This is a genomic window from Vulcanococcus sp. Clear-D1 (assembly GCF_014654725.1).
Taxonomy (GTDB): Bacteria; Cyanobacteriota; Cyanobacteriia; order PCC-6307; family Cyanobiaceae; genus Vulcanococcus.
In genome coordinates, this window is the sequence record NZ_JACVZV010000030.1 from 1 (window position 1) to 17,446 (window position 17,446).

Annotated in this window: 16 protein-coding genes and 1 tRNA gene; 9 read left to right on the top strand and 8 right to left on the bottom strand. The window is 66.3% G+C overall.

What is annotated here, in order from left to right; translation table 11 throughout:
• Positions 1-334: sigma-70 factor domain-containing protein (locus H9532_RS11425; protein WP_296368566.1), on the bottom strand; the 334-nt coding region annotated here is incomplete at its 3' end.
• An 85-nt stretch (positions 335-419) separates the two neighbouring features.
• Here H9532_RS11425 and H9532_RS11430 point away from each other — a divergent pair.
• Positions 420-1,145 carry a pseudouridine synthase gene (locus H9532_RS11430; RefSeq protein ID WP_296368568.1) on the top strand — a complete coding sequence of 242 codons (726 nt, stop codon included), beginning with the start codon at positions 420-422 and terminating at the stop codon, positions 1,143-1,145.
• Positions 1,145-2,098: a helix-turn-helix transcriptional regulator gene (locus H9532_RS11435; protein ID WP_296368570.1), complete on the top strand. Its 954-nt coding sequence runs from the start codon at positions 1,145-1,147 to the stop codon at positions 2,096-2,098. The genes H9532_RS11430 and H9532_RS11435 overlap by 1 nt, the downstream gene beginning before the upstream one ends.
• Here H9532_RS11435 and malQ read toward each other — a convergent pair.
• Positions 2,058-3,545 (bottom strand): 4-alpha-glucanotransferase, encoded by a 1,488-nt coding sequence (malQ, locus tag H9532_RS11440; protein WP_296368572.1) that lies wholly within the window; start codon positions 3,543-3,545, stop codon positions 2,058-2,060. The two genes, H9532_RS11435 and malQ, sit on opposite strands and share 41 nt — an antisense overlap.
• Entirely contained in the window at positions 3,545-4,744 is a 1,200-nt protein-coding gene (locus H9532_RS11445) for a Coenzyme F420 hydrogenase/dehydrogenase, beta subunit C-terminal domain (RefSeq protein WP_296368574.1), read from the bottom strand. Before H9532_RS11445 ends, malQ begins: the two co-directional genes overlap by 1 nt.
• Before the next feature lie 108 nt (positions 4,745-4,852).
• Here H9532_RS11445 and H9532_RS11450 point away from each other — a divergent pair, with 108 nt between their 5' ends.
• A complete protein-coding gene (locus tag H9532_RS11450) occupies positions 4,853-5,788 on the top strand; it encodes an LCP family protein (protein ID WP_296368577.1) in 936 nt (311 codons plus the stop codon).
• Here H9532_RS11450 and H9532_RS11455 read toward each other — a convergent pair.
• On the bottom strand, positions 5,745-6,326 hold the full coding sequence (locus tag H9532_RS11455) for a hypothetical protein (protein ID WP_296368579.1): 582 nt from the start codon (positions 6,324-6,326) through the stop codon (positions 5,745-5,747). The two genes, H9532_RS11450 and H9532_RS11455, sit on opposite strands and share 44 nt — an antisense overlap.
• Before the next feature lie 70 nt (positions 6,327-6,396).
• Here H9532_RS11455 and H9532_RS11460 point away from each other — a divergent pair, with 70 nt between their 5' ends.
• The gene (locus H9532_RS11460; RefSeq protein WP_296368581.1) at positions 6,397-7,392 is read left to right on the top strand and encodes a ribose-phosphate pyrophosphokinase; all 996 of its coding nucleotides are present in this window, start codon (positions 6,397-6,399) and stop codon (positions 7,390-7,392) included.
• 23 nt (positions 7,393-7,415) lie between these two features.
• The gene (locus tag H9532_RS11465; RefSeq protein ID WP_296369033.1) at positions 7,416-8,546 is read left to right on the top strand and encodes a family 10 glycosylhydrolase; all 1,131 of its coding nucleotides are present in this window, start codon (positions 7,416-7,418) and stop codon (positions 8,544-8,546) included.
• Here H9532_RS11465 and pepN read toward each other — a convergent pair.
• The 3 genes from pepN to H9532_RS11480 are packed head-to-tail and all read right to left on the bottom strand — an operon-like array spanning position 8,543 to position 12,298.
• Positions 8,543-11,242, bottom strand: coding sequence for an aminopeptidase N (pepN, locus tag H9532_RS11470; RefSeq protein ID WP_296368583.1), 2,700 nt, complete (start codon positions 11,240-11,242; stop codon positions 8,543-8,545). The genes H9532_RS11465 and pepN overlap by 4 nt on opposite strands.
• 22 nt (positions 11,243-11,264) lie before the next feature.
• Complete coding sequence (locus tag H9532_RS11475) at positions 11,265-11,684, bottom strand: cAMP phosphodiesterase (RefSeq protein ID WP_296368585.1); 420 nt, start codon at positions 11,682-11,684, stop codon at positions 11,265-11,267.
• A 50-nt stretch (positions 11,685-11,734) separates the two neighbouring features.
• Positions 11,735-12,298, bottom strand: a complete 564-nt coding sequence (locus H9532_RS11480; RefSeq protein WP_296369035.1) for a hypothetical protein — start codon at positions 12,296-12,298, stop codon at positions 11,735-11,737.
• Positions 12,299-12,538: 240 nt separating this feature from the next.
• Between H9532_RS11480 and H9532_RS11485 the strand changes: the two genes are divergently transcribed.
• Positions 12,539-13,660: a histidine kinase gene (locus H9532_RS11485; protein ID WP_296369037.1), complete on the top strand. Its 1,122-nt coding sequence runs from the start codon at positions 12,539-12,541 to the stop codon at positions 13,658-13,660.
• Between the two features lie 108 nt (positions 13,661-13,768).
• Positions 13,769-13,841 (top strand) — tRNA-Glu (locus H9532_RS11490).
• Positions 13,842-13,936: 95 nt separating this feature from the next.
• Here the strand turns inward: H9532_RS11490 and H9532_RS11495 are convergent.
• Entirely contained in the window at positions 13,937-14,518 is a 582-nt protein-coding gene (locus tag H9532_RS11495) for an SRPBCC family protein (RefSeq protein WP_296368588.1), read from the bottom strand.
• A gap of 99 nt (positions 14,519-14,617) precedes the next feature.
• On the opposite strand from H9532_RS11495, the gene H9532_RS11500 reads away from it, so the two are divergent.
• Together H9532_RS11500 and zwf are read left to right on the top strand one after the other, a co-directional pair.
• A complete protein-coding gene (locus H9532_RS11500) occupies positions 14,618-15,802 on the top strand; it encodes a phycobilisome linker polypeptide (RefSeq protein ID WP_296368590.1) in 1,185 nt (394 codons plus the stop codon).
• A 109-nt stretch (positions 15,803-15,911) separates the two neighbouring features.
• Positions 15,912-17,435: a glucose-6-phosphate dehydrogenase gene (gene zwf / locus H9532_RS11505; RefSeq protein WP_296368592.1), complete on the top strand. Its 1,524-nt coding sequence runs from the start codon at positions 15,912-15,914 to the stop codon at positions 17,433-17,435.
• Positions 17,436-17,446 lie beyond the last annotated feature (11 nt).

Here is a 17,446-nt window from a genome sequence, read left to right on the forward strand (position 1 = left end):
CCACGCTCACCACCAGGCGCAGGTTGGCCGCCACCATCCGCTCCTTGGCCCGCTGACCACTGCGCAGGCGCTTCTTGAGCTGCTGGGGGGTGATGCCTGCAGCTTCAGCCAGTTGATCGTCGCTGGGGTCCTCACCGCCGGCGCGCAGGCGCAGCTCTTCGCGCTGCTCTTCGATCGCCATCAGCTCCTGCACCTGGCGGCCCAGGGTGATCTCCTGCTCATGGCTCAGCAACGGCACGCGGCCGATGTCCCGCAGATAGGAGCGCACCAAATCGGTACCGCCGGCGAGGGCAGCGGCATCGCGCTCGGAACGGATCACCGGAAGCGAGGGCATGCAGCGAAGGGTTTACGAAACTCAGGTGTTTCGTAAACCTATCACCTTTTTCCTGGCCAGAATGCGAATCAGCAAGGCCCTAGCGATGCCCGAAGAGCGGCTGCAGAAGCTGATCGCCGCTGCCGGACTGGGTTCCCGCCGCCACGCCGAAACCCTGTTGCGTGCCGGCCGGGTGAGCGTGAACGGGCGCACCGCGCAATTGGGAGAGCGAGCGGATCCGGAGCGTGATGCCATCTGCCTCGATGGCCGCCCCTTGGCCAAGGCTCAGCCGCCGCTGGTGCTGCTGCTCAACAAACCAGCTGGGGTGATGTGCAGCTGCCATGACCCCGAGGGCAGGCCGATCGTGCTCGATCTGCTGCCGCCCGATCTGGCCAGCGGCCAGGGGCTTCACCCGGTAGGGCGCCTCGACTTCCACAGCCGCGGTGCCCTGCTGCTCAGCAACAACGGAGCCCTGACCCTGCAGCTCACCCACCCGCGCTTCCAGCACAGCAAGACCTATCGCATCTGGGTGCGCGGCCAGCCCAGCCAGGCGCTGCTCGATCAATGGGCCCGAGGCGTTCCCCTCGATGGCCAGCCCAGCCAGCCTGTGACCCTGCGACGCCTCGATCAACAGCGCGATGCCACTGCGCTCGAACTGGTGATGCATGAGGGTCGCAACCGCCAGATCCGGCGCACCGCGGAGCTCCTGGGCCATCCGGTGCTCGATCTGCAACGGGTGGCGATTGGATCGATCGCACTGGGTGAGCTGCCGGAGGGTCGCTGGCGGCGCCTGGATCCCCAAGAATGGCCAGACCCACACCACCGGCCTTAATGCCCAGGCTTGCCCCGCGCCTGTCCAGCCTTGGCCGCTTGTTCCGGCGTGGCGGCGGCCAGCGGGCCGGAGATCAGAGCGACGGGCTTCCCCAGGAAGATCCACTGCTGGCTGTGGGCCGGCGGCTGCGCCAGGAGCGGGAGGCCCGGGGGCTCAATCTGCGTCAACTCGCGCTGGAAACGCGCATCAGCACCCCCGTGCTGGAAGCCCTGGAGCGGGGCTGGCGTGATCGGCTGCCGGAAGGGGCCTACCTGCGCACAATGCTGCCCCTGATCGAGCAGCACCTGACCCTGCCCCCTGGCAGCCTCGATGTGGCGCTGCCGCCGCAGAGCCAACAGCACGGCCCCCGCGGCCAGAACGGTGGCCTACTCAAACGCTTCACGCCCGGCTCAATCGATGTGTTCAGCACCTGGCAGGGGGGGCTGCTCTACGGCGGGATCTGCCTGGGGTTGATCTACGCGCTGAACCTGCAGCAACGCCAACTGGCCGCGACGAATCTGCTGAGCCTCAGGCCCATCGCCCCGCTGCCGGCCGCCGAACAACGCAAACCCGCGGCCCCTGGCACCACCCTGCTGGGCGCCTTTCCAGAGCTGCGGCCGCTGCAGCAGGCCAGCCGCGGGGTGGGGCGCGACGCCCTGAACCAACTCCAGCAAGCTGGAACCTCCCAACCGAGGCTGGGTGTGCTGGAGCTGAACCTCAGCCAGGCCAGCACCATCAACCTGCGCAGCGACAGCGGCCAGCGCTCCCAGCTCAACGGCGCCAAGGGCCTGTTGGTGTGGCAGCTCGAACCGCCGCTGGAGCTCAGCGTCTACCCCACCCCGAAGGCGGCTGAGGTGCTCTGGAACGGCACCGCCCTACCGGCTGTGGACAAACAGCCCGGGCAGTACCGCCTGCCGCTCCCGCAGCGGGAGATCAACGCTGGTGGCGCTGCGCCAACTCCCCAAACCCCTTGAGCGGGCCTCGGATGGCCTCCAGCCCACCACTGAACCGCCACTGCCAGTTGCCCTCGCTGGTGCCCGGGGTGTTGAAACGCGCCTCATCGCCGAGCTCCAACAGATCCTGCAGCGGCACCACAGCCCAATCGGCCTGACTGGCCAAGGCCAACTCCAGCAATTGCCAACCCGGTGCCTGCACCGGGCCGAGCTGTTGCTCCACCTGATGACGCTGGTCACCACTGAGCTGACGCCACCAGCCGATGCAGGTGGCGTTGTCGTGGGTGCCGGTGTACACGCACCAGTTGCGGCCCTTGTAATTGGCCGGCAGGTAGGGATTCTCAGGATCGCCATCAAAGGCGAACTGAAGGATCTTCATGCCCGGCAGGCCATAGCGATCGCGCAGCGCTTCCACGGCGGGGGTGATCACACCCAGATCTTCCGCAATCAGCGGCAGGTGCTGGCCGCGGTAGCGGCGGCTCAAGCGGCGCAGCAGGCTGCCGCCCGGGGACGGACGCCAGCTTCCGTGCTCCGCCGTGCGATCCCCGCCCGGCACACACCAGGCGGCTTCCAAGGCCCGGAAGTGATCAAGGCGCAGCAGATCCACCAGAGTCAGCTGACGCTCCAGGCGTCTGAGCCACCAGCGAAAGCGCGTGAGCCGATGCAGCGGCCAGCGATAGACCGGGGTTCCCCACAGCTGGCCTGTGGCGGAAAAGTAGTCGGGCGGAACACCGCTCTGCTGGCTCAAGCTGCCGTCGGCAGCGGCGGAGAACAGCCGCCGGTGGCTCCACACATCGGCACTGTCGTGGGCGACATAGAAGGGCACATCGCCGATCACCTGAATGCCCCGCCGGCGGGCGTGATCCAGCAGCCCCTGCCACTGCTCCTGGAGCTGCCATTGCACCAGCGCCTCCTGCAGGAGCATGGCCTGCTCCTCGCGATCCAAGGCCTGCAGGGCAGAGCGCTGGCGGCGCGCCAGCGGCCCCGGCCACTGCCACCAGGGCTGGGCGTTGAAGCGGCGGCGGAGCACCCAGAAGCGGCAGTGATCCACCAACCAGGCCCTCTGCTGGTCGCGCCAAGTGGCGAAACGCTCCTTGAGCTCGGCGGTCCAGTGGGGGTAACGCCGCAACAGGGCGGATGCCAGCAGATCTGCGCGCTGATCAGCGCCCGCCAGATCCAACACCCCTGGATCACCACCCTGGGGTAAGGCCTCGAGATCAGCAGGTTCCAGCAGCCCAGCCACCACCAGCTGCTCGCCATCGAGGAGCCAACCATTCAGCGCAAAGCTGCTGGGGGAGCTGTACGGCGATCCAAGGGAATCGGGCGGCGCCAGGGGAAGCAGCTGCCACACCTTGATGCCGTGATCCGCCAGCAGATCGAGCCACTGGTGCGCCGTTGCCCCCAAGGTGCCGCACACCGGTGAGCCCGGCAGGGCGGTGGGATGCAGCAGAACGCCGGCGCGTCGCATCAATCCGGGAGCCGGTAGCGGCTGATGATCCGGCGCGCGAAGGCCGGGATCTGCTCCTCCACCTTGTCAGGGTGATTGCGGCGAAGCCACAAGGCGTTGCGGGTGAAGTGGGAATCGATCGAGAAGCGGCCGTATTCCAGACCCTTCGGGCCGAAGCGCTCCACAAACACGCCGATCAGATTGGCCACCCAGATCGGCAACTTCACAGCTTTGTCGTAGGCCTCGATGCCCTGCTGCACAGCGGCCTGGCGCTGGCCGCTACTGCTCACAGGTGCCACATCCAGTTCCGTTTCCACCAAATCGAGCAGCTGCTGACCCTTCGGGTTGCGCACCGTGAGCCACTGGCGGCCGAAGCTGGCGCCCATGTAGCCCACCACCAGATCGGCGCCGGCATTGGTGTAGTCGAAGCAGCTCAGGCAGCTGGGGGCAAACACGTTTTTGAGCTTGGGGGTGTCGAGCCCGAAGAACGGCACCGTTTCTTCGCGGCCATCGCTGTGGCGGAAGTGGATGCGGAAATCCTGCATGAACTCGTAGTGCACCACCGTGTCCGGTGAGCTCACGGTGCTCTCGAGGAAGGTCTGGAGCCCCTGGCGGGAAACGTTGTCTACGCAGGGCAGACCCAGCACGAACAGCTCATCCAGGGGCAGGGTGGGCTGCACGGCCCGCAGGGCCTGGATCTGGCACCCCACACCAATCGCCAGCAAGCGCCTGATCCCGCTGCCGGGGAGCTGCTCCAGCACCTCAAGGTTGGGCGAGAGGGTGGGCTTGTTCACCCGAGCGCTGAGCACCTCCTCGGGGGTGCGGGCCAGGCGCGGCACCGGGGTGAAGCGATCGTCGTCGCTCTGGCCCACGCACAGCACGGCATCCACCAGGCCGGATTCCAGGGCGCGCACACCAATGCGGCTCACGATCCCGGTCCACTGGGCGCCGTCGATCGGCTGCTGCAGGCGGGCGGTGAGCATGCGCTGCTGCACACCGAAGTAGAGCTCGTCCTCATTGTCGAGATCGCGGCTGCGGCCGTGAGCGGCCGTTTCCATCGCCTCGAAGCGCTGATTGAGGAAAGCGCAGCTGTCCTTCACATAGGCCACCCAGCGGCTATCGCACAGCCCGCACTGACTGCAGAGATCTTTGGCGGGATACGTGCTGCCCTTCGCCAGGGGCTTGGCGCGCTCGTGCGGGGGGGTAGCGGCGGAAGTCAACGGAGCCGGCCGAAGCGTGGTGTCTGGCTGCACAACCTATCGAGCACGCCAGGGCGGCAGGGCAGCAAACCGGCGTAGCTCGGTCAAAGTGGAGCGATTGTTGATGGCTTGTCCGCTTTGGCTCCCGCCCAGCCACGCCCGCAGCGCCGCACACGCGAGCGGGCTGCCCTTCGCCTGCTGGCCGCCGGTCTGGGCCTGGCGAGCAGCCTGGCGCTGCTGGGGGTGATCTGGCCGGAAAGCGATCGCAGCGCGCGCGATCAGGGGCCGCCCAGCGCCGCTGATCTGGCCGAACCTCCCAGCCGTGCCATCAGCGTGCTGCTGATCGGATCCGACGCCGATCAGCTGGATGCAGGCACCGCCACCACACCCGCCAACAGCGATGCTCTGCTGCTGGTGCAGGTGAACCCGGAAGGGCCGCTGCAGCTGCTCAGCCTGCCGGTGGAAGCCGCCGTGCAGCTACCGGGCGACAAGCAGCCCGTGGCCTTGGGAAGCCTCTACAAACGGGGCGGGCCGGCACTGGTGGCCGGTGCTGCAGCGCAGCTGGTGGGGCTGCCCCAGGCACAACCGGATCGTTATGTGGTGCTGCCCAGGGCCGCGTTGCGCGACCTGGTGGATGGCATCGGGCGGGTGGAGCTCTCGCCCGACCGAAGCATGGGCTACACCGACAAGACCCAGAAGTACACGATTCGGCTGGAAGGCGGCCTGCAGGTGATGGATGGTCAGCAGGTGGAGCAGCTGCTGCGCTTCCGCGATGAGGCCGATGGAGAGGAGCGGCGACGCGACCGGCAACAGATGGCGGTGGAAAGCGTGTTGCGCCAGATGGCCCAACGCCAACAGCTGCAGCAGCTGCCCGATCTGCTCCAGCAGCTGCAGGGGCAGGTGGAAACCAACCTCACCCGCAGCGAGGCGTTGAGTCTGCTGGCCGTGGCCCTTCGCCCCGGCGAGCGGCTGGAGTTCCGCACCCTGCCCCTGCAGCCGCCGCTGCAGCCGAACAGGCCGCTCAGGGCGTTGGATGCGCGGGCTCAGCGGCCCTGGCCGAACTGAGTTGCCAACGGGCCAACACATGCAGGCGCAGCGCTTGAGCGGCCTCCTCCTCCAGGCTGCCGGCAAGCGGCATCTCAGCCGGTAACCAACCCAACCAGGGGAGGCCGTCCACGCGCCGCCGCTCTGGCGCCCAGGGCCCACCCTGCTGCACCAAACCCACTAGAGGCACCCCGGTTGCTGCCAGCAAGGCGGTGTAAGCACGCGCCAAACCAGATTCCGTTTGTACTGCCGGCAGCTGCAGCAACACGGGCTGACGCCAGGCCCCGAGAGCTTCACTCCAGCAGCCGGGCTGCGCCAGCTCAGCGCCGGGATCGAGACCCAAGGGCAGCAACCAGCCCTGGGATTCGGCGGCGAGCTGGGCCATGGCCTCTTGGGGATTGGCCTGCCGATCTGCAGCACAGGCGAGTGGCCGCAGGCCGAGCAAGGTCGCCAGGCGCGCCCCATCACCAGGGCTGACGCCTCCTGGAGCCAGCAGCACCAGGCCGGCGGAAGGCCATGGGGGCCGGCGGATCTCGGCGCTGATGGAGGGCTCTGTCATTGATCGGGCGCGGCCAGGGATCCGGGTGGCTTCTACGATCGGGGTTCCACCGTTCGCGCCAGCGGCCGCCGTGACCAGTTTCCTGACCGCAGAACGGGTCGATCAGGCGCACGTGGGCCACGACACACGGCGGCTGCGGTTATTCAGTGGGACGGCCAATCAGGCCCTGGCCCGGGAGATTGGGGCGTATCTCGGCGTGCCGGATGGCCCGCGCGTGATCAAGCGCTTCGCCGACGGTGAGCTCTATATCCAGATCCAGGAATCGATCCGCGGCTGCGACGTGTTCCTGATCCAGCCCACCTGCGCTCCGGTGAACGATCACCTGATGGAGCTGCTGGTGATGGTGGATGCTTGCAAGCGGGCCTCCGCCCGGCAGATCACCGCCGTGATCCCCTACTACGGGTACGCGCGCGCCGACCGCAAAACCGCCGGGCGTGAATCAATCACCGCCAAGCTCGTGGCCAACCTGCTCACCGTGTCGGGCGTCGACCGGGTGCTGGCGATGGATCTGCACTCCGCCCAGATCCAGGGCTACTTCGATATCCCCTGCGATCACATCTACGGCTCACCGGTGCTGGTGGATTACCTGGCCGGCCGCGACTTCGGTGATGTGGTGGTGGTCTCACCCGATGTGGGCGGGGTGGCCAGAGCCCGCGCTTTCGCCAAGCAAATGAAGGACGCCCCTCTGGCGATCATCGACAAACGCCGCTCCGGGCACAACGTGGCGGAAAGCCTCACCGTGATCGGCGATGTGGCCGGCAAGACGGCGATCCTGATCGACGACATGATCGACACCGGGGGCACCATCTGCGCCGGGGCTCGCCTGCTGCGCGAGAACGGCGCCACCCGCGTGCTGGCCTGCGCCACCCACCCGGTGTTCTCAGGGCCTGCAATCGAACGGCTCTCAGCGCCAGGACTGTTTGAGGAGGTGATCGTGACCAACTCGATCCCCCTCTCCGACGATCGCCGCTTCCCGCAGTTGCAGGTGCTCTCGGTGGCCAACATGCTGGGCGAAGCCATCTGGCGCATCCACGACGAAAGCTCCGTGAGCTCGATGTTCCGTTGAGCAAAGGGCGCCGCAGGCACTGGATCGCCGCTGCACTGCTCAGCCTGCTGCCGGCAACGGCCTGGGCGGACTCGCGCAGGGTGGGGGTGTGGCTCACCAACAGCCCCAGCCCCCTCTACTACCAGCCCCAGCGGATCGAGCGGGCCGTTGGGGAACTGGCCGAGGCCGGCTTCAACACGCTCTATCCCAACGTGTGGAGCCGCGGCACCACCTTTCACCGCAGCCGCTGGGCCCCAATCGAACCAGCGCTGGTGCAGTCGGGTGCCCGCCACGATCCCATCTGCCTGATGACGAGTGCCGCCCACCGCCGCGGCCTGCGGGTGATTCCCTGGTTTGAGTACGGCCTGATGGAACCCGCCGAGGCGGAGGTGGTGCGCCAACACCCCGAGTGGGTGCTGCAGAAACGCGATGGCAGCAGCGCCGTGAGCATGCACGGCAAACAGATGGTGTGGCTCAACCCCGCCCACCCCGGGGTGCGCGAGCGCTTCCTCGGCCTGATCGGCGAAATCGTGCAGCGCTGCAAGGTGGATGGCATCCAGCTCGACGATCACTTCGCCTGGCCTGTGGAGCTGGGCTACGACCCCTACACCCGCGCCCTGTATGCGCGGGAGAACGGCGTTCAGCCCCCCGACAACCACACCGACCGCACCTGGATGGTGTGGCGGCGCAAACAACTGAGCAGCCTGCTGCGGGAGCTGCGCGCCACGCTCAAGCGCAGCGGGCAGGGCAGCCCTTATGTGAGCCTTTCACCCGGCCCGTTTCGCTTTGCCTACAACCACTGGCTGCAGGATTGGGAGCTCTGGGCCCTGGGCGGCCTGATCGATGAGCTGGTGGTGCAGAACTACTCGTACTCCGTGAAGGGGTACGAACGCGATCTGCAGCAACCGGCGCTGGTGAAAGCGAGTAGCTGGGGCATCCCCGTTGAGATCGGCGTCCTCTCTGGCTTCGGTGGCCGCACCACACCACTGCCCACCTTGAGCGAAAAGGTGCGGCTGGCCGCCGAACGCGGCCACGGCGTGATCTATTTCTATTGGGAGGGCTTATGGGGCCAATACGCCGGCCCGGAAGGAGGCGAGGCCCGCAAGCAGGGCCTGGGCCGCCTGCATCAGAGCCTGTTCAGCGCACCGCTCTCCCCCCTGGGCAGCCGCCGTTAGGCCTGCCCCAGGCACTGGCCCACCACCTCACGGGTGTTGGTGGAGAGGGCAGCTGAAGCCAACTGCTCTAGCGCTTCACGCATTCGGGCGCTGCGCTCAGACCCATAGCTCTGCCAGCGGCTGAACAGCTTGGCCATGCGCGAGGCCGTGATCGGGTTGCGTTGATCGAGTTGCGCGATCTGCTCAGCCATGAAGCGATAGCCGCGGCCATCAGGGGCATGGAACTGCGCCACGTTGCCGGCGAAGCCGCCCAGCACAGCCCGAATCGAGTTGGGAGCGGCTGGATCGAAGCGCGGATGCTCCAGCAACGCCTGCACCCGTGCCACACCGTCGCCGAACGGGGCTGACGCCTCGAGCGCAAACCAAGCATCCAGGATCACGGGCTTGTCCTGCCAGCGCTCGTGAAAGGCCGCCATCGCCGCCGTGCGCTCGGGTGTGTCATGGCACTGCAGGGCCCGCAGCCCAGCCCGGGCCAACGTCATCGAGGGGCCGCCCACCGCCGCAGCCGCCTCCGCGCGCACGCCCACATCGCCGGCTGCCACCCGCCAGCTCCAGGCCGTGGCCGTGAGGTCGCGGTCGCCGACACCATCGGGCCAGGCCAGCAGCCACTGGGGCCGGCAGCGCTCGAGGGTGTGCTCCAGGGGCTCGGCGAGCTCAGTGCCGAAGCGCTGCTGCAGATCGAGCAGGGCCTGAAACAGCGCCGGCGGATTGGAGCAACCAGCCGATGCCACGGCCGCATCCTCCAGCTCGGGCAGGCCGGGCAGGGCCAGCAGCATGCTGCGGTTGGAATCGCACAGGCCCACCTCCGCCAGGATCCGATCAAAAGCGGCCACCAGGCCTTCCTCCAACTCATCGTTGGGAGATCCGGCAGCCCGCTCCAGCACCGCTTGGCGCAGCAGCACCTGGCCGGCATCCCAACGGGCGAAAGGATCGCTGTCGCAGGCGAGCAGGTGCAGCAGTTCGTTGGTGCCGCGCTGCAGCTCCAACTTCACCGGTGCCGAGAAGCCGCGCAGCAGCGACAGCGCCGGCGGATGGCTGTGGGGCTCCAGACCCTCCAGGCAGATCTGCTGCTCGGGCTGATCAATCACCAGCAGCCGGCTGCCATCGCCCCAGGCGTGGGTGAGTGACGACGCATGGGCCTGTGCCTCGCTTTCACCTTGCAAACGCACCGGCAGCGGTTCGCCCGCTTGGCCCACCAGCCCCAACACCAATGGGATCACCAGCGGCTGCTTCTCGGGCTGCCCCGGGGTGGGCGGCGTGCCCTGGCGCACCTGCAGGCGCAGGCTGCCCTGCTCGGCATTCCAATGGCGCTCGATCTGCAGCCATGGGGTGCCGGCCTGGCTGTACCAGTGGCGGAACTGAGCAAAATCAAAGTGAGGCAGCGCGGCGCCCTGCGCCCAGGCCTGCTCAGCCGCATCCTGCATGGCCTGCACGAAATCGTTGCAGGTGGCGGCGGTGCCGTCGTGACGGCTCACATAGAGCGCCATGCCGCGCATGAACGTCTCTTCACCGAGGAGGGTGTGGAGCACGCGGATCACTTCGGATCCCTTTTCGTAAATCGTGGTGGTGTAGAAGTTGTCGATTGCCTGGTAGTGATCAGGCTGTATCGGATGTGCGGTTGGACCGGCATCTTCGCGGAACTGCGTGTTGCGCAGGAGCGATACATCCTCGATCCGCTTCACCGCTGCCGAATGCAGATCGGAGGTGAAGCTGGCATCCCGAAACACCGTGAGCCCTTCCTTGAGCGAGAGCTGAAACCAATCGCGGCAGGTGATGCGGTTGCCGGTCCAGTTGTGAAAATACTCATGACCGATCACACTTTCGATGCGCTCGAGCTCGGCATCGGTGGCGGTAGCCGCATCGGCTAGCACCAGCTTGGAGTTGAAGATATTGAGACTCTTGTTCTCCATCGCGCCCATGTTGAAATGGCGCACCGCCACGATGTTGAATTCATCGAGGTCGTATTCGAGGCCGTAGCGCTGCTCATCCCAGAGCATCGAGCGCTTCAGGGAGGCCATCGCATGGGCGGTGAAGGGCGCATCGCCAGGCTCCACATGCAGGCGCAGCTGCACCGTTCGGCCGCTGCGGGTGGTGAACTGATCACGCACCTCCTCCAGCTGCCCCGCCACCAGGGCGAACAGATAGGAGGGCTTGGGGAAGGGGTCATCCCACACCGCGTAATGGCGCCCTTCCGGCAAATCACCGGTTTCGAGGCAGTTGCCGTTGGAGAGCAGCACGGGGCAGCTGGCCTGATCCGCCTCGATGCGCACCCGAAAGCGGCTGAGCAGATCGGGGCGATCGGGATGGAAGGTGATGCGGCGGAAGCCCACCGCCTCGCACTGGGTGGTGAACATGCCACCACTCACGTAGAGCCCCTCCAGGCTGGTGTTGCGCTCGGGGTGAATGCGCACACGGCTGCGCAAGCAAAATGGCCCGGCCGGGGGCTGATGCAACACCAGGCGCGTGGGCTCCAGCGTGTAGGCCTCCGCAGCCAGCGGAGCGCCATTCAGCGCGAGCTCGAGCAGCTCCAGCTCCACGCCCTGCAACTCGAGGGGGCCGGGCTCCGCAGCGGGATTGGGCTCGAACTGAAACTCGGCCTCCACCAGAGCCTGATCGGCAAACAGCTCAACCCGAAGGCTGGTGTGGGCGATCAGACAGGGAGCTGGCCGGTAGTCGGCGAGGCGAACAGTGGCCATGGGAGCAGCGTTGGTCTCAGAACTACTTCTTGGCGGGTGCCGGCTTGGCGGCAGGGGAGGTACTGCGGTTCTTCAGCACCTCCTCCACCTTCTTGCGCACATCGGCAGGCACCTCATCCGGACAGACTTCCACCGCTCCCAGCACAGCGGAGTTGATGGCGCCTTTGCGCAACTCATCAATAGTGAGGGGCTTGGGGCCCACCTGGGCGATAGCACCCTCGTGCTGGCCCTGGATCACCTGGGCGATGGTTTCGCCGGCTACGGCCACAGCCTTATCGAACTCGATACCTGCGGCCCGGGCGATGCACACATTCAGGGCGCCGATGCGAGTGTAGAGGCTCATGTCGGCCTCAGATGCCGGCGCCGCGACGGCCGCCATCGGGGCCAGCGTGAGGACCAGGGGAAGCAGGACGAGAGCGAGGCGACTGGCGGAGGAGCGCACGCGGGATGAGCAATGTGGCCTAATCCTGCTGCAGAAACCGCCGATCGCCATCAGGCATCGGCTGGCAGGGGAGGCCCTGGCGGCTCGAGCCGTATCTCGTGATGCATCTCCGCCAGCTCGAGATTGCCGTCGCGCCAGGAATAAATGGAACGAGCACGGAAGCGATCCTGATCCACCAGGCGGATGTGCTCGAGGATGTCCCACTCCTGATAATGCGACTCGAACACCAGTTCGTGCTCATCAGCCTGGCGGATCTGGCTCTTGGTGGGGGAGCCGCAGAGGTAGCCGCGGCTGCGGCGCAGCTGATGGCCGCACAGTGAGGCATCCATCACCCCTTCGCGCACGTAGCGGGGTTTGATCTCAAAGAAGTCGTATTCCTTCTCGGGCCACCAGGTGAAGCGATAGCGAGGTTCCGATTCCGCCTGATCTTCGAAGGTCTGCACCCGCAGCAGCATATCGACGCGCAACACCTCGTCGTCGGGGAAGAAATACTGACGCCGCGAACGCCACAACCCGAGATTGCGGTTGAACCAGCGCCGCAGGGTGGTGTCCAATTGAATGCGGCTACCGCGAACGGCCGGTGGCTGGGATGCCACGGGATGCACACGTGTCACGAGTTCACGTGGATGCGCCACGGCATTCCTCAGGGCAACGTCTCATCACAGTCGTCATAGCGGGGCTGGCATGCCCTGCCAAACCTCATAAGGTGAAACCACAATTTCTGCAGATTCAGCGCGCAGGTGCCCGCCGCAGGGGACAAGACCCCCGACGAGCTTCAACCCAGCCGCTTCCCCGTCAGCGCCACGTCCCAGCCGCAGCAGCGTGGGGACGTCCGCAGGGGAGCAGGCCTTGCCCTGCAATCCCATTTCGATGCAGATGGCCCGCAACGGCGCCATCTGAAACTGCTGCTGGTGGCCGCACCGCACCACCGGGCCACCCCCGACCTGCGGGGCCTGGTTGCCTTCCTCGAAAACCAGGATTTCGGCTTCGACGTCACCCTGGAGATCGCCGATCCCGCCGAACGGCCTGAGCTGCTCGAGCTGCATCGGCTGGTGGCGACCCCGGCTCTGATCAAGCTCGATCCGACCCCCAAGCAGGTGTTCGCCGGCAACACCCTGCTGCAACAACTGCGCAACTGGCTGCCGCGCTGGCAGCAGTTGGAGGTGGTGAGCGGGCTGGGCATCAGCCTGCGGCCCGCGGAAAGCGATGGCAGCCGCACGCAGCGAGAGCTGCAGCTGGAGGACCAACTGCTGGTACTGCGCCAGGAGAACGAAACGCTGATCGAGCGACTGGGGGTGCAGGAGCGGCTGCTGCGGATGGTGGCGCACGAGCTGCGCACACCGCTTACGGCCTCAAAGCTGGCGTTGCAGAGCCTCAACCTCGGCCAGATCGATCAAACCCGCTTCCGCGATGTGCTCGGCCGGCGCCTCGACGACATCGAACAGCTCTCCAAAGACCTGCTGGAGGTGGGCACCACCCGCTGGGAAGCGCTGTTCAACCCCCAGCGCCTGGCCCTGGGCCCCGTGGCGGCCGAAGCGATCCTGGAACTGGAAAAGCTGTGGGTGGGCCGCGGCCTCGAGCTGATCACCGACATCCCCACCGATCTGCCGGATGTGTACGCCGATCAGCGGCGCATGCGCCAAGTGCTGCTCAACCTGCTGGAGAACGCCTTCAAGTTCACCCCCGATGGCGGCCAGGTGAACCTCACGATCCTGCACCGCACCAGCCAGTGGCTGCAGGTGAGCGTGTGCGACTCGGGGCCCGGCATCCCACGCGATGAGCAGGAGCGCATCTTTCTCGAACGGGTGCGGCTGCCGCAGACCTCCTCCAACACCTCAGGCTTCGGCGTGGGCCTCTCGGTGTGCCGGCGCATCACCGAAGTGCACGGGGGCCGGATCTGGGTGGTGTCGGAGCCCGACGAGGGTGCCTGCTTCCACTTCACGGTGCCGGTTTGGGACGGCCAAAGCGCCAGCTGATTGACGAAGGGCACCTCTGACCCGTAACTTCATCCCATCGGAAGCGCGGCTGAAAAGCCAGGCAGCGCAAGGGCATCACCCAAACGTTGATCCCAGCACCGAGTCCTAGCCCCCATCGTCTAGAGGCCTAGGACACCTCCCTTTCACGGAGGCGACAGGGGTTCGAATCCCCTTGGGGGTATCCAAGCAAAAACGGCCGCAAGGCCGTTTTTTTGTGCCTTCAAGAGCGGCGCAACCGGAAAGCCGGCAGGGGCGCTTCAGGTTGGTCGAATCCGGTCAGACCGCAGCGTCCAGGGTGGCAGCACGACGCTGGGCTTCCCGCTGCACGGCCCGCAGGTTGGCAGCCAGGTCTTCGCGCAGGCGTTGTTCGATCAGCCCGATGGGCATGCCCACACAGCCCTGCACCGTGAGTTCGTAGAGCAGGGTGGTGGCGCCAGCTTCAGCACCGATCTGCCAGGTGCCCTCGAAGCGGCGGAAATCACCTTTAGCCATCACAAAGGAAAGGCGCCGCTCCTCCGCGTGTTCGGTGAGCTCGAGTTGAACCCGAGCCTTGAAGCGCATCCCCATGAAGGTTTGGGCACCCTCCTGCTCCAGGCCGACCACGTTGGCCCGGCGCCAGAGCAGCCGAGAGGTCTCCAGGTTGGGGATGAAGCGGCTGAGGCTGTCGTAATCGGTGAGCACCGCCCAGATCCACTGGGGGTCGAGATCCAGCCGCAGGCGAACAGCCAATCGACGCGTTCCCCCAGGGAGGCGCTCCATCTCCTGCTGGATGGTGTCGAGCGCGCAGACCTCTGCAAAGGCCTCGGCCCGCGACGGGTCTGCGTCTGTGGAGGGAGCCGTGAGCTGCGACGAGAGCAAACCGGCTAGATCATGCTTTTGGCGCCATAACTTAACGCCTTCGAGCGGATGCAGGCAGATTCCCTATGATCTCGCGCGACATCAGGGCTCAAGAGATTCATGCGTGTCTCGACCGCAACATCCAGCTGCAGCGACTCGCGCGTGTTCACCGTGGTGGTGCAGGGTTACGGACTGACCCAGCAGCGCAACGCTGAGCGCACCATCACGGTGCCTTTCTCACGGCTTCAGGCCCTGATGCAGTCGATCAGCAAGCTGGGAGGCAAGGTGATCTCGGTCACCGCCGCATCCGAAGCGCCTGCCACCGCAGCTCCCGCAGCCAGCCCTGACCCTGCTGCCGCCAAGAAGGCCACCCCGGCCAAAGCCCCCGCCAAACCCGCTGCTGCTGCCGTGCATCACGCCGACGTTCCCGTCAATCTCTACAAGCCGAAGAACCCCTTCATCGGCACCGTCACCGAGAACTACAGCCTCCTGGCTGAAGGAGCCATCGGCCGGGTGAACCACATCACCTTCGACCTCAGCGGTGGCGACCCCCACCTCAACTACGTGGAAGGCCAGTCGATCGGCATCATTCCCGACGGAGAGGATGCCAACGGCAAGCCCCACAAGCTGCGCCTCTATTCGATCGCCAGCACCCGCCACGGCGACAACATGGCCGGCAACACCGTGTCGCTCTGCGTGCGCCAGCTGCAGTACGACAAGGAGGGCGAGACCATCAACGGCGTGTGCTCCACCTTCCTCTGCGACATCGAACCCGGCGCCAAGGTGAAGATCACCGGCCCCGTTGGCAAGGAGATGCTCCTTCCTGCCGACGAGGACGCCAACGTGATCATGCTGGCCACCGGAACCGGCATTGCGCCGATGCGCACCTACCTGCGCCGCATGTTCGAGCCGGCTGAGCGCGAGAAGAACGGCTGGCACTTCAAGGGCAAGGCCTGGCTGTTCATGGGTGCTCCCACCACCGCCAACCTGCTCTACGACGCCGACTTCGAGCACTACCAGAGCCAGTTCCCCGAGAACTTCCGCTACACCAAGGCGATCAGCCGCGAGCAGCAGAACGCCAAGGGCGGCCGGATGTACATCCAGGACCGCGTCAGCGAGAACGCCGAGGAGATCTTCTCCTGGATCGAAAACCCCAAGACCCACGTGTACATGTGCGGTCTGCGTGGCATGGAGCCCGGCATCGACGAAGCGATGACTGCCGCTGCCGCCGCCAAAGGCCTGGATTGGTCCGAGCTGCGCCCCCAACTCAAGAAGGCCGAGCGCTGGCACGTGGAAACCTATTGAGCTCCCGGTCCGCTCAGGTCTCCAGCCCGCCGCAAGGCGGGCTTTTTTGTTGCCATCCCATGCGGCAACGCTCTGGCCTCGTTAAACCTGGATCACGCACACGTTGCCCATGGCCGCCACCCAGACCAATCCCCTGCGCGTTGGCCTGCGCCAGGAGCGGGTGATCTCCCCGCAGTGCCTGGTGATCTTCGGAGCCAGCGGCGACCTCACCCACCGGAAGCTGATCCCGGCGCTGTTTGAGCTGTTCCGGCAGCGACGGCTACCCACCGAGTTTTCGGTGCTGGGCTGCGCGCGCCGTCCCTGGAGCGACGACGACTTCCGGAACCGCATGGCCGAAGCCATGGCCGATGAGGTGAAGCAGCACCAAAGCGCCTGGCAGCAGTTCGCTGCCTGCCTGTTCTACGAACCGGTCGACCTCCAGCAGGACGATGACGTGGTGCGCCTCGGCACGCGCCTGGAGGCCCTCGACCGGCAGCGCGCCACCCGCGGCAATCGCACCTTTTATCTCTCGGTGTCACCGGCGTTCTATGGCAGCGGCTGCCGCGCCCTGGCCAACGCTGGGCTTCTCAAGGATCCCGCCCGCAGCCGCGTGGTGATCGAGAAGCCCTTCGGCACCGACTACAGCAGCGCCCAATCGCTCAACAGGGTGGTGCAGAGCTGCGGCCAGGAGTCGCAGATCTTCCGCATCGACCACTACCTGGGCAAAGAGACGGTGCAGAACATCCTGGTGCTGCGCTTCGCCAACGCCATTTTCGAGCCGATCTGGAACCGCAACTACATCGCCAACGTGCAGATCACGGCGGCGGAAACCGTGGGGGTGGAAGAGCGAGCCGGCTACTACGAAACCAGTGGCGCCCTGCGGGACATGGTGCAGAACCACCTCACGCAGATGCTGGCGCTCACGGCGATGGAGACCCCGGGCCATTTCGATCCGGAATCGATCCGCAGCGAGAAGGCCAAGGTGCTGCAGGCCGCCCGCCTGGCCAACGAGGACGAACCCTGGAAGTGCTGCGTGCGCGGCCAGTACAGCCGCGGCGGTAACCCGGCGAATCCGATGGCGGGCTATCGGGAGGAGCCGGGGGTGAATCCCGAGAGCACCACCGAAACCTATGTAGCGATGAAGCTGTTCATCGACAACTGGCGCTGGCAGGGGGTGCCCTTCTACCTGCGCACCGGCAAGCGCCTGCCCAAGCGCCTCTCCGAAGTGGTGCTCACCTTCCGCAAGGCGCCGGTACAGCTGTTCGATGCCGCGGGCGGTACACCCACCGCCAATCAGCTGGTGCTGCGCATCCAGCCCGATGAAGGTGCCGGGTTCGTGTTCGACGTGAAAGCCCCCGGCTCCGGCATGCGCAGCCGGCCGGTGGACATGCACTTCAGCTACGACGAAAGCTTCGGCGAACCCTCGGATGAGGGCTATGTGCGCCTGCTGGCCGACGCGATGCTCGGCGATCCCACCCTGTTCACCCGCAGCGATGAAGTGGAAGCGGCTTGGCGGCTCTACACCCCACTACTGGAGCTGATCGAGGACGCGCCGCAGCAACTGCCGGTGTACCCCTACGAGGCCCGTACCTGGGGTCCCGGCGCCGCCGACAACCTGCTGGCCGAGGACGGCCTGATGTGGCGTCGCCCCTAATCGCTCCCTGA

Coding starts and splice junctions, on each gene's coding strand:
- H9532_RS11430 (WP_296368568.1), top strand. CDS start 420: ATGCCCGAAGAGCGGCTGCAGAAGCTGATCGCCGCTGCCGGACTGGGT.
- H9532_RS11435 (WP_296368570.1), top strand. CDS start 1,145: ATGCCCAGGCTTGCCCCGCGCCTGTCCAGCCTTGGCCGCTTGTTCCGG.
- malQ (WP_296368572.1), bottom strand. CDS start 3,545: ATGCGACGCGCCGGCGTTCTGCTGCATCCCACCGCCCTGCCGGGCTCA.
- H9532_RS11455 (WP_296368579.1), bottom strand. CDS start 6,326: ATGACAGAGCCCTCCATCAGCGCCGAGATCCGCCGGCCCCCATGGCCT.
- pepN (WP_296368583.1), bottom strand. CDS start 11,242: ATGGCCACTGTTCGCCTCGCCGACTACCGGCCAGCTCCCTGTCTGATC.
- H9532_RS11500 (WP_296368590.1), top strand. CDS start 14,618: ATGCGTGTCTCGACCGCAACATCCAGCTGCAGCGACTCGCGCGTGTTC.
- zwf (WP_296368592.1), top strand. CDS start 15,912: ATGGCCGCCACCCAGACCAATCCCCTGCGCGTTGGCCTGCGCCAGGAG.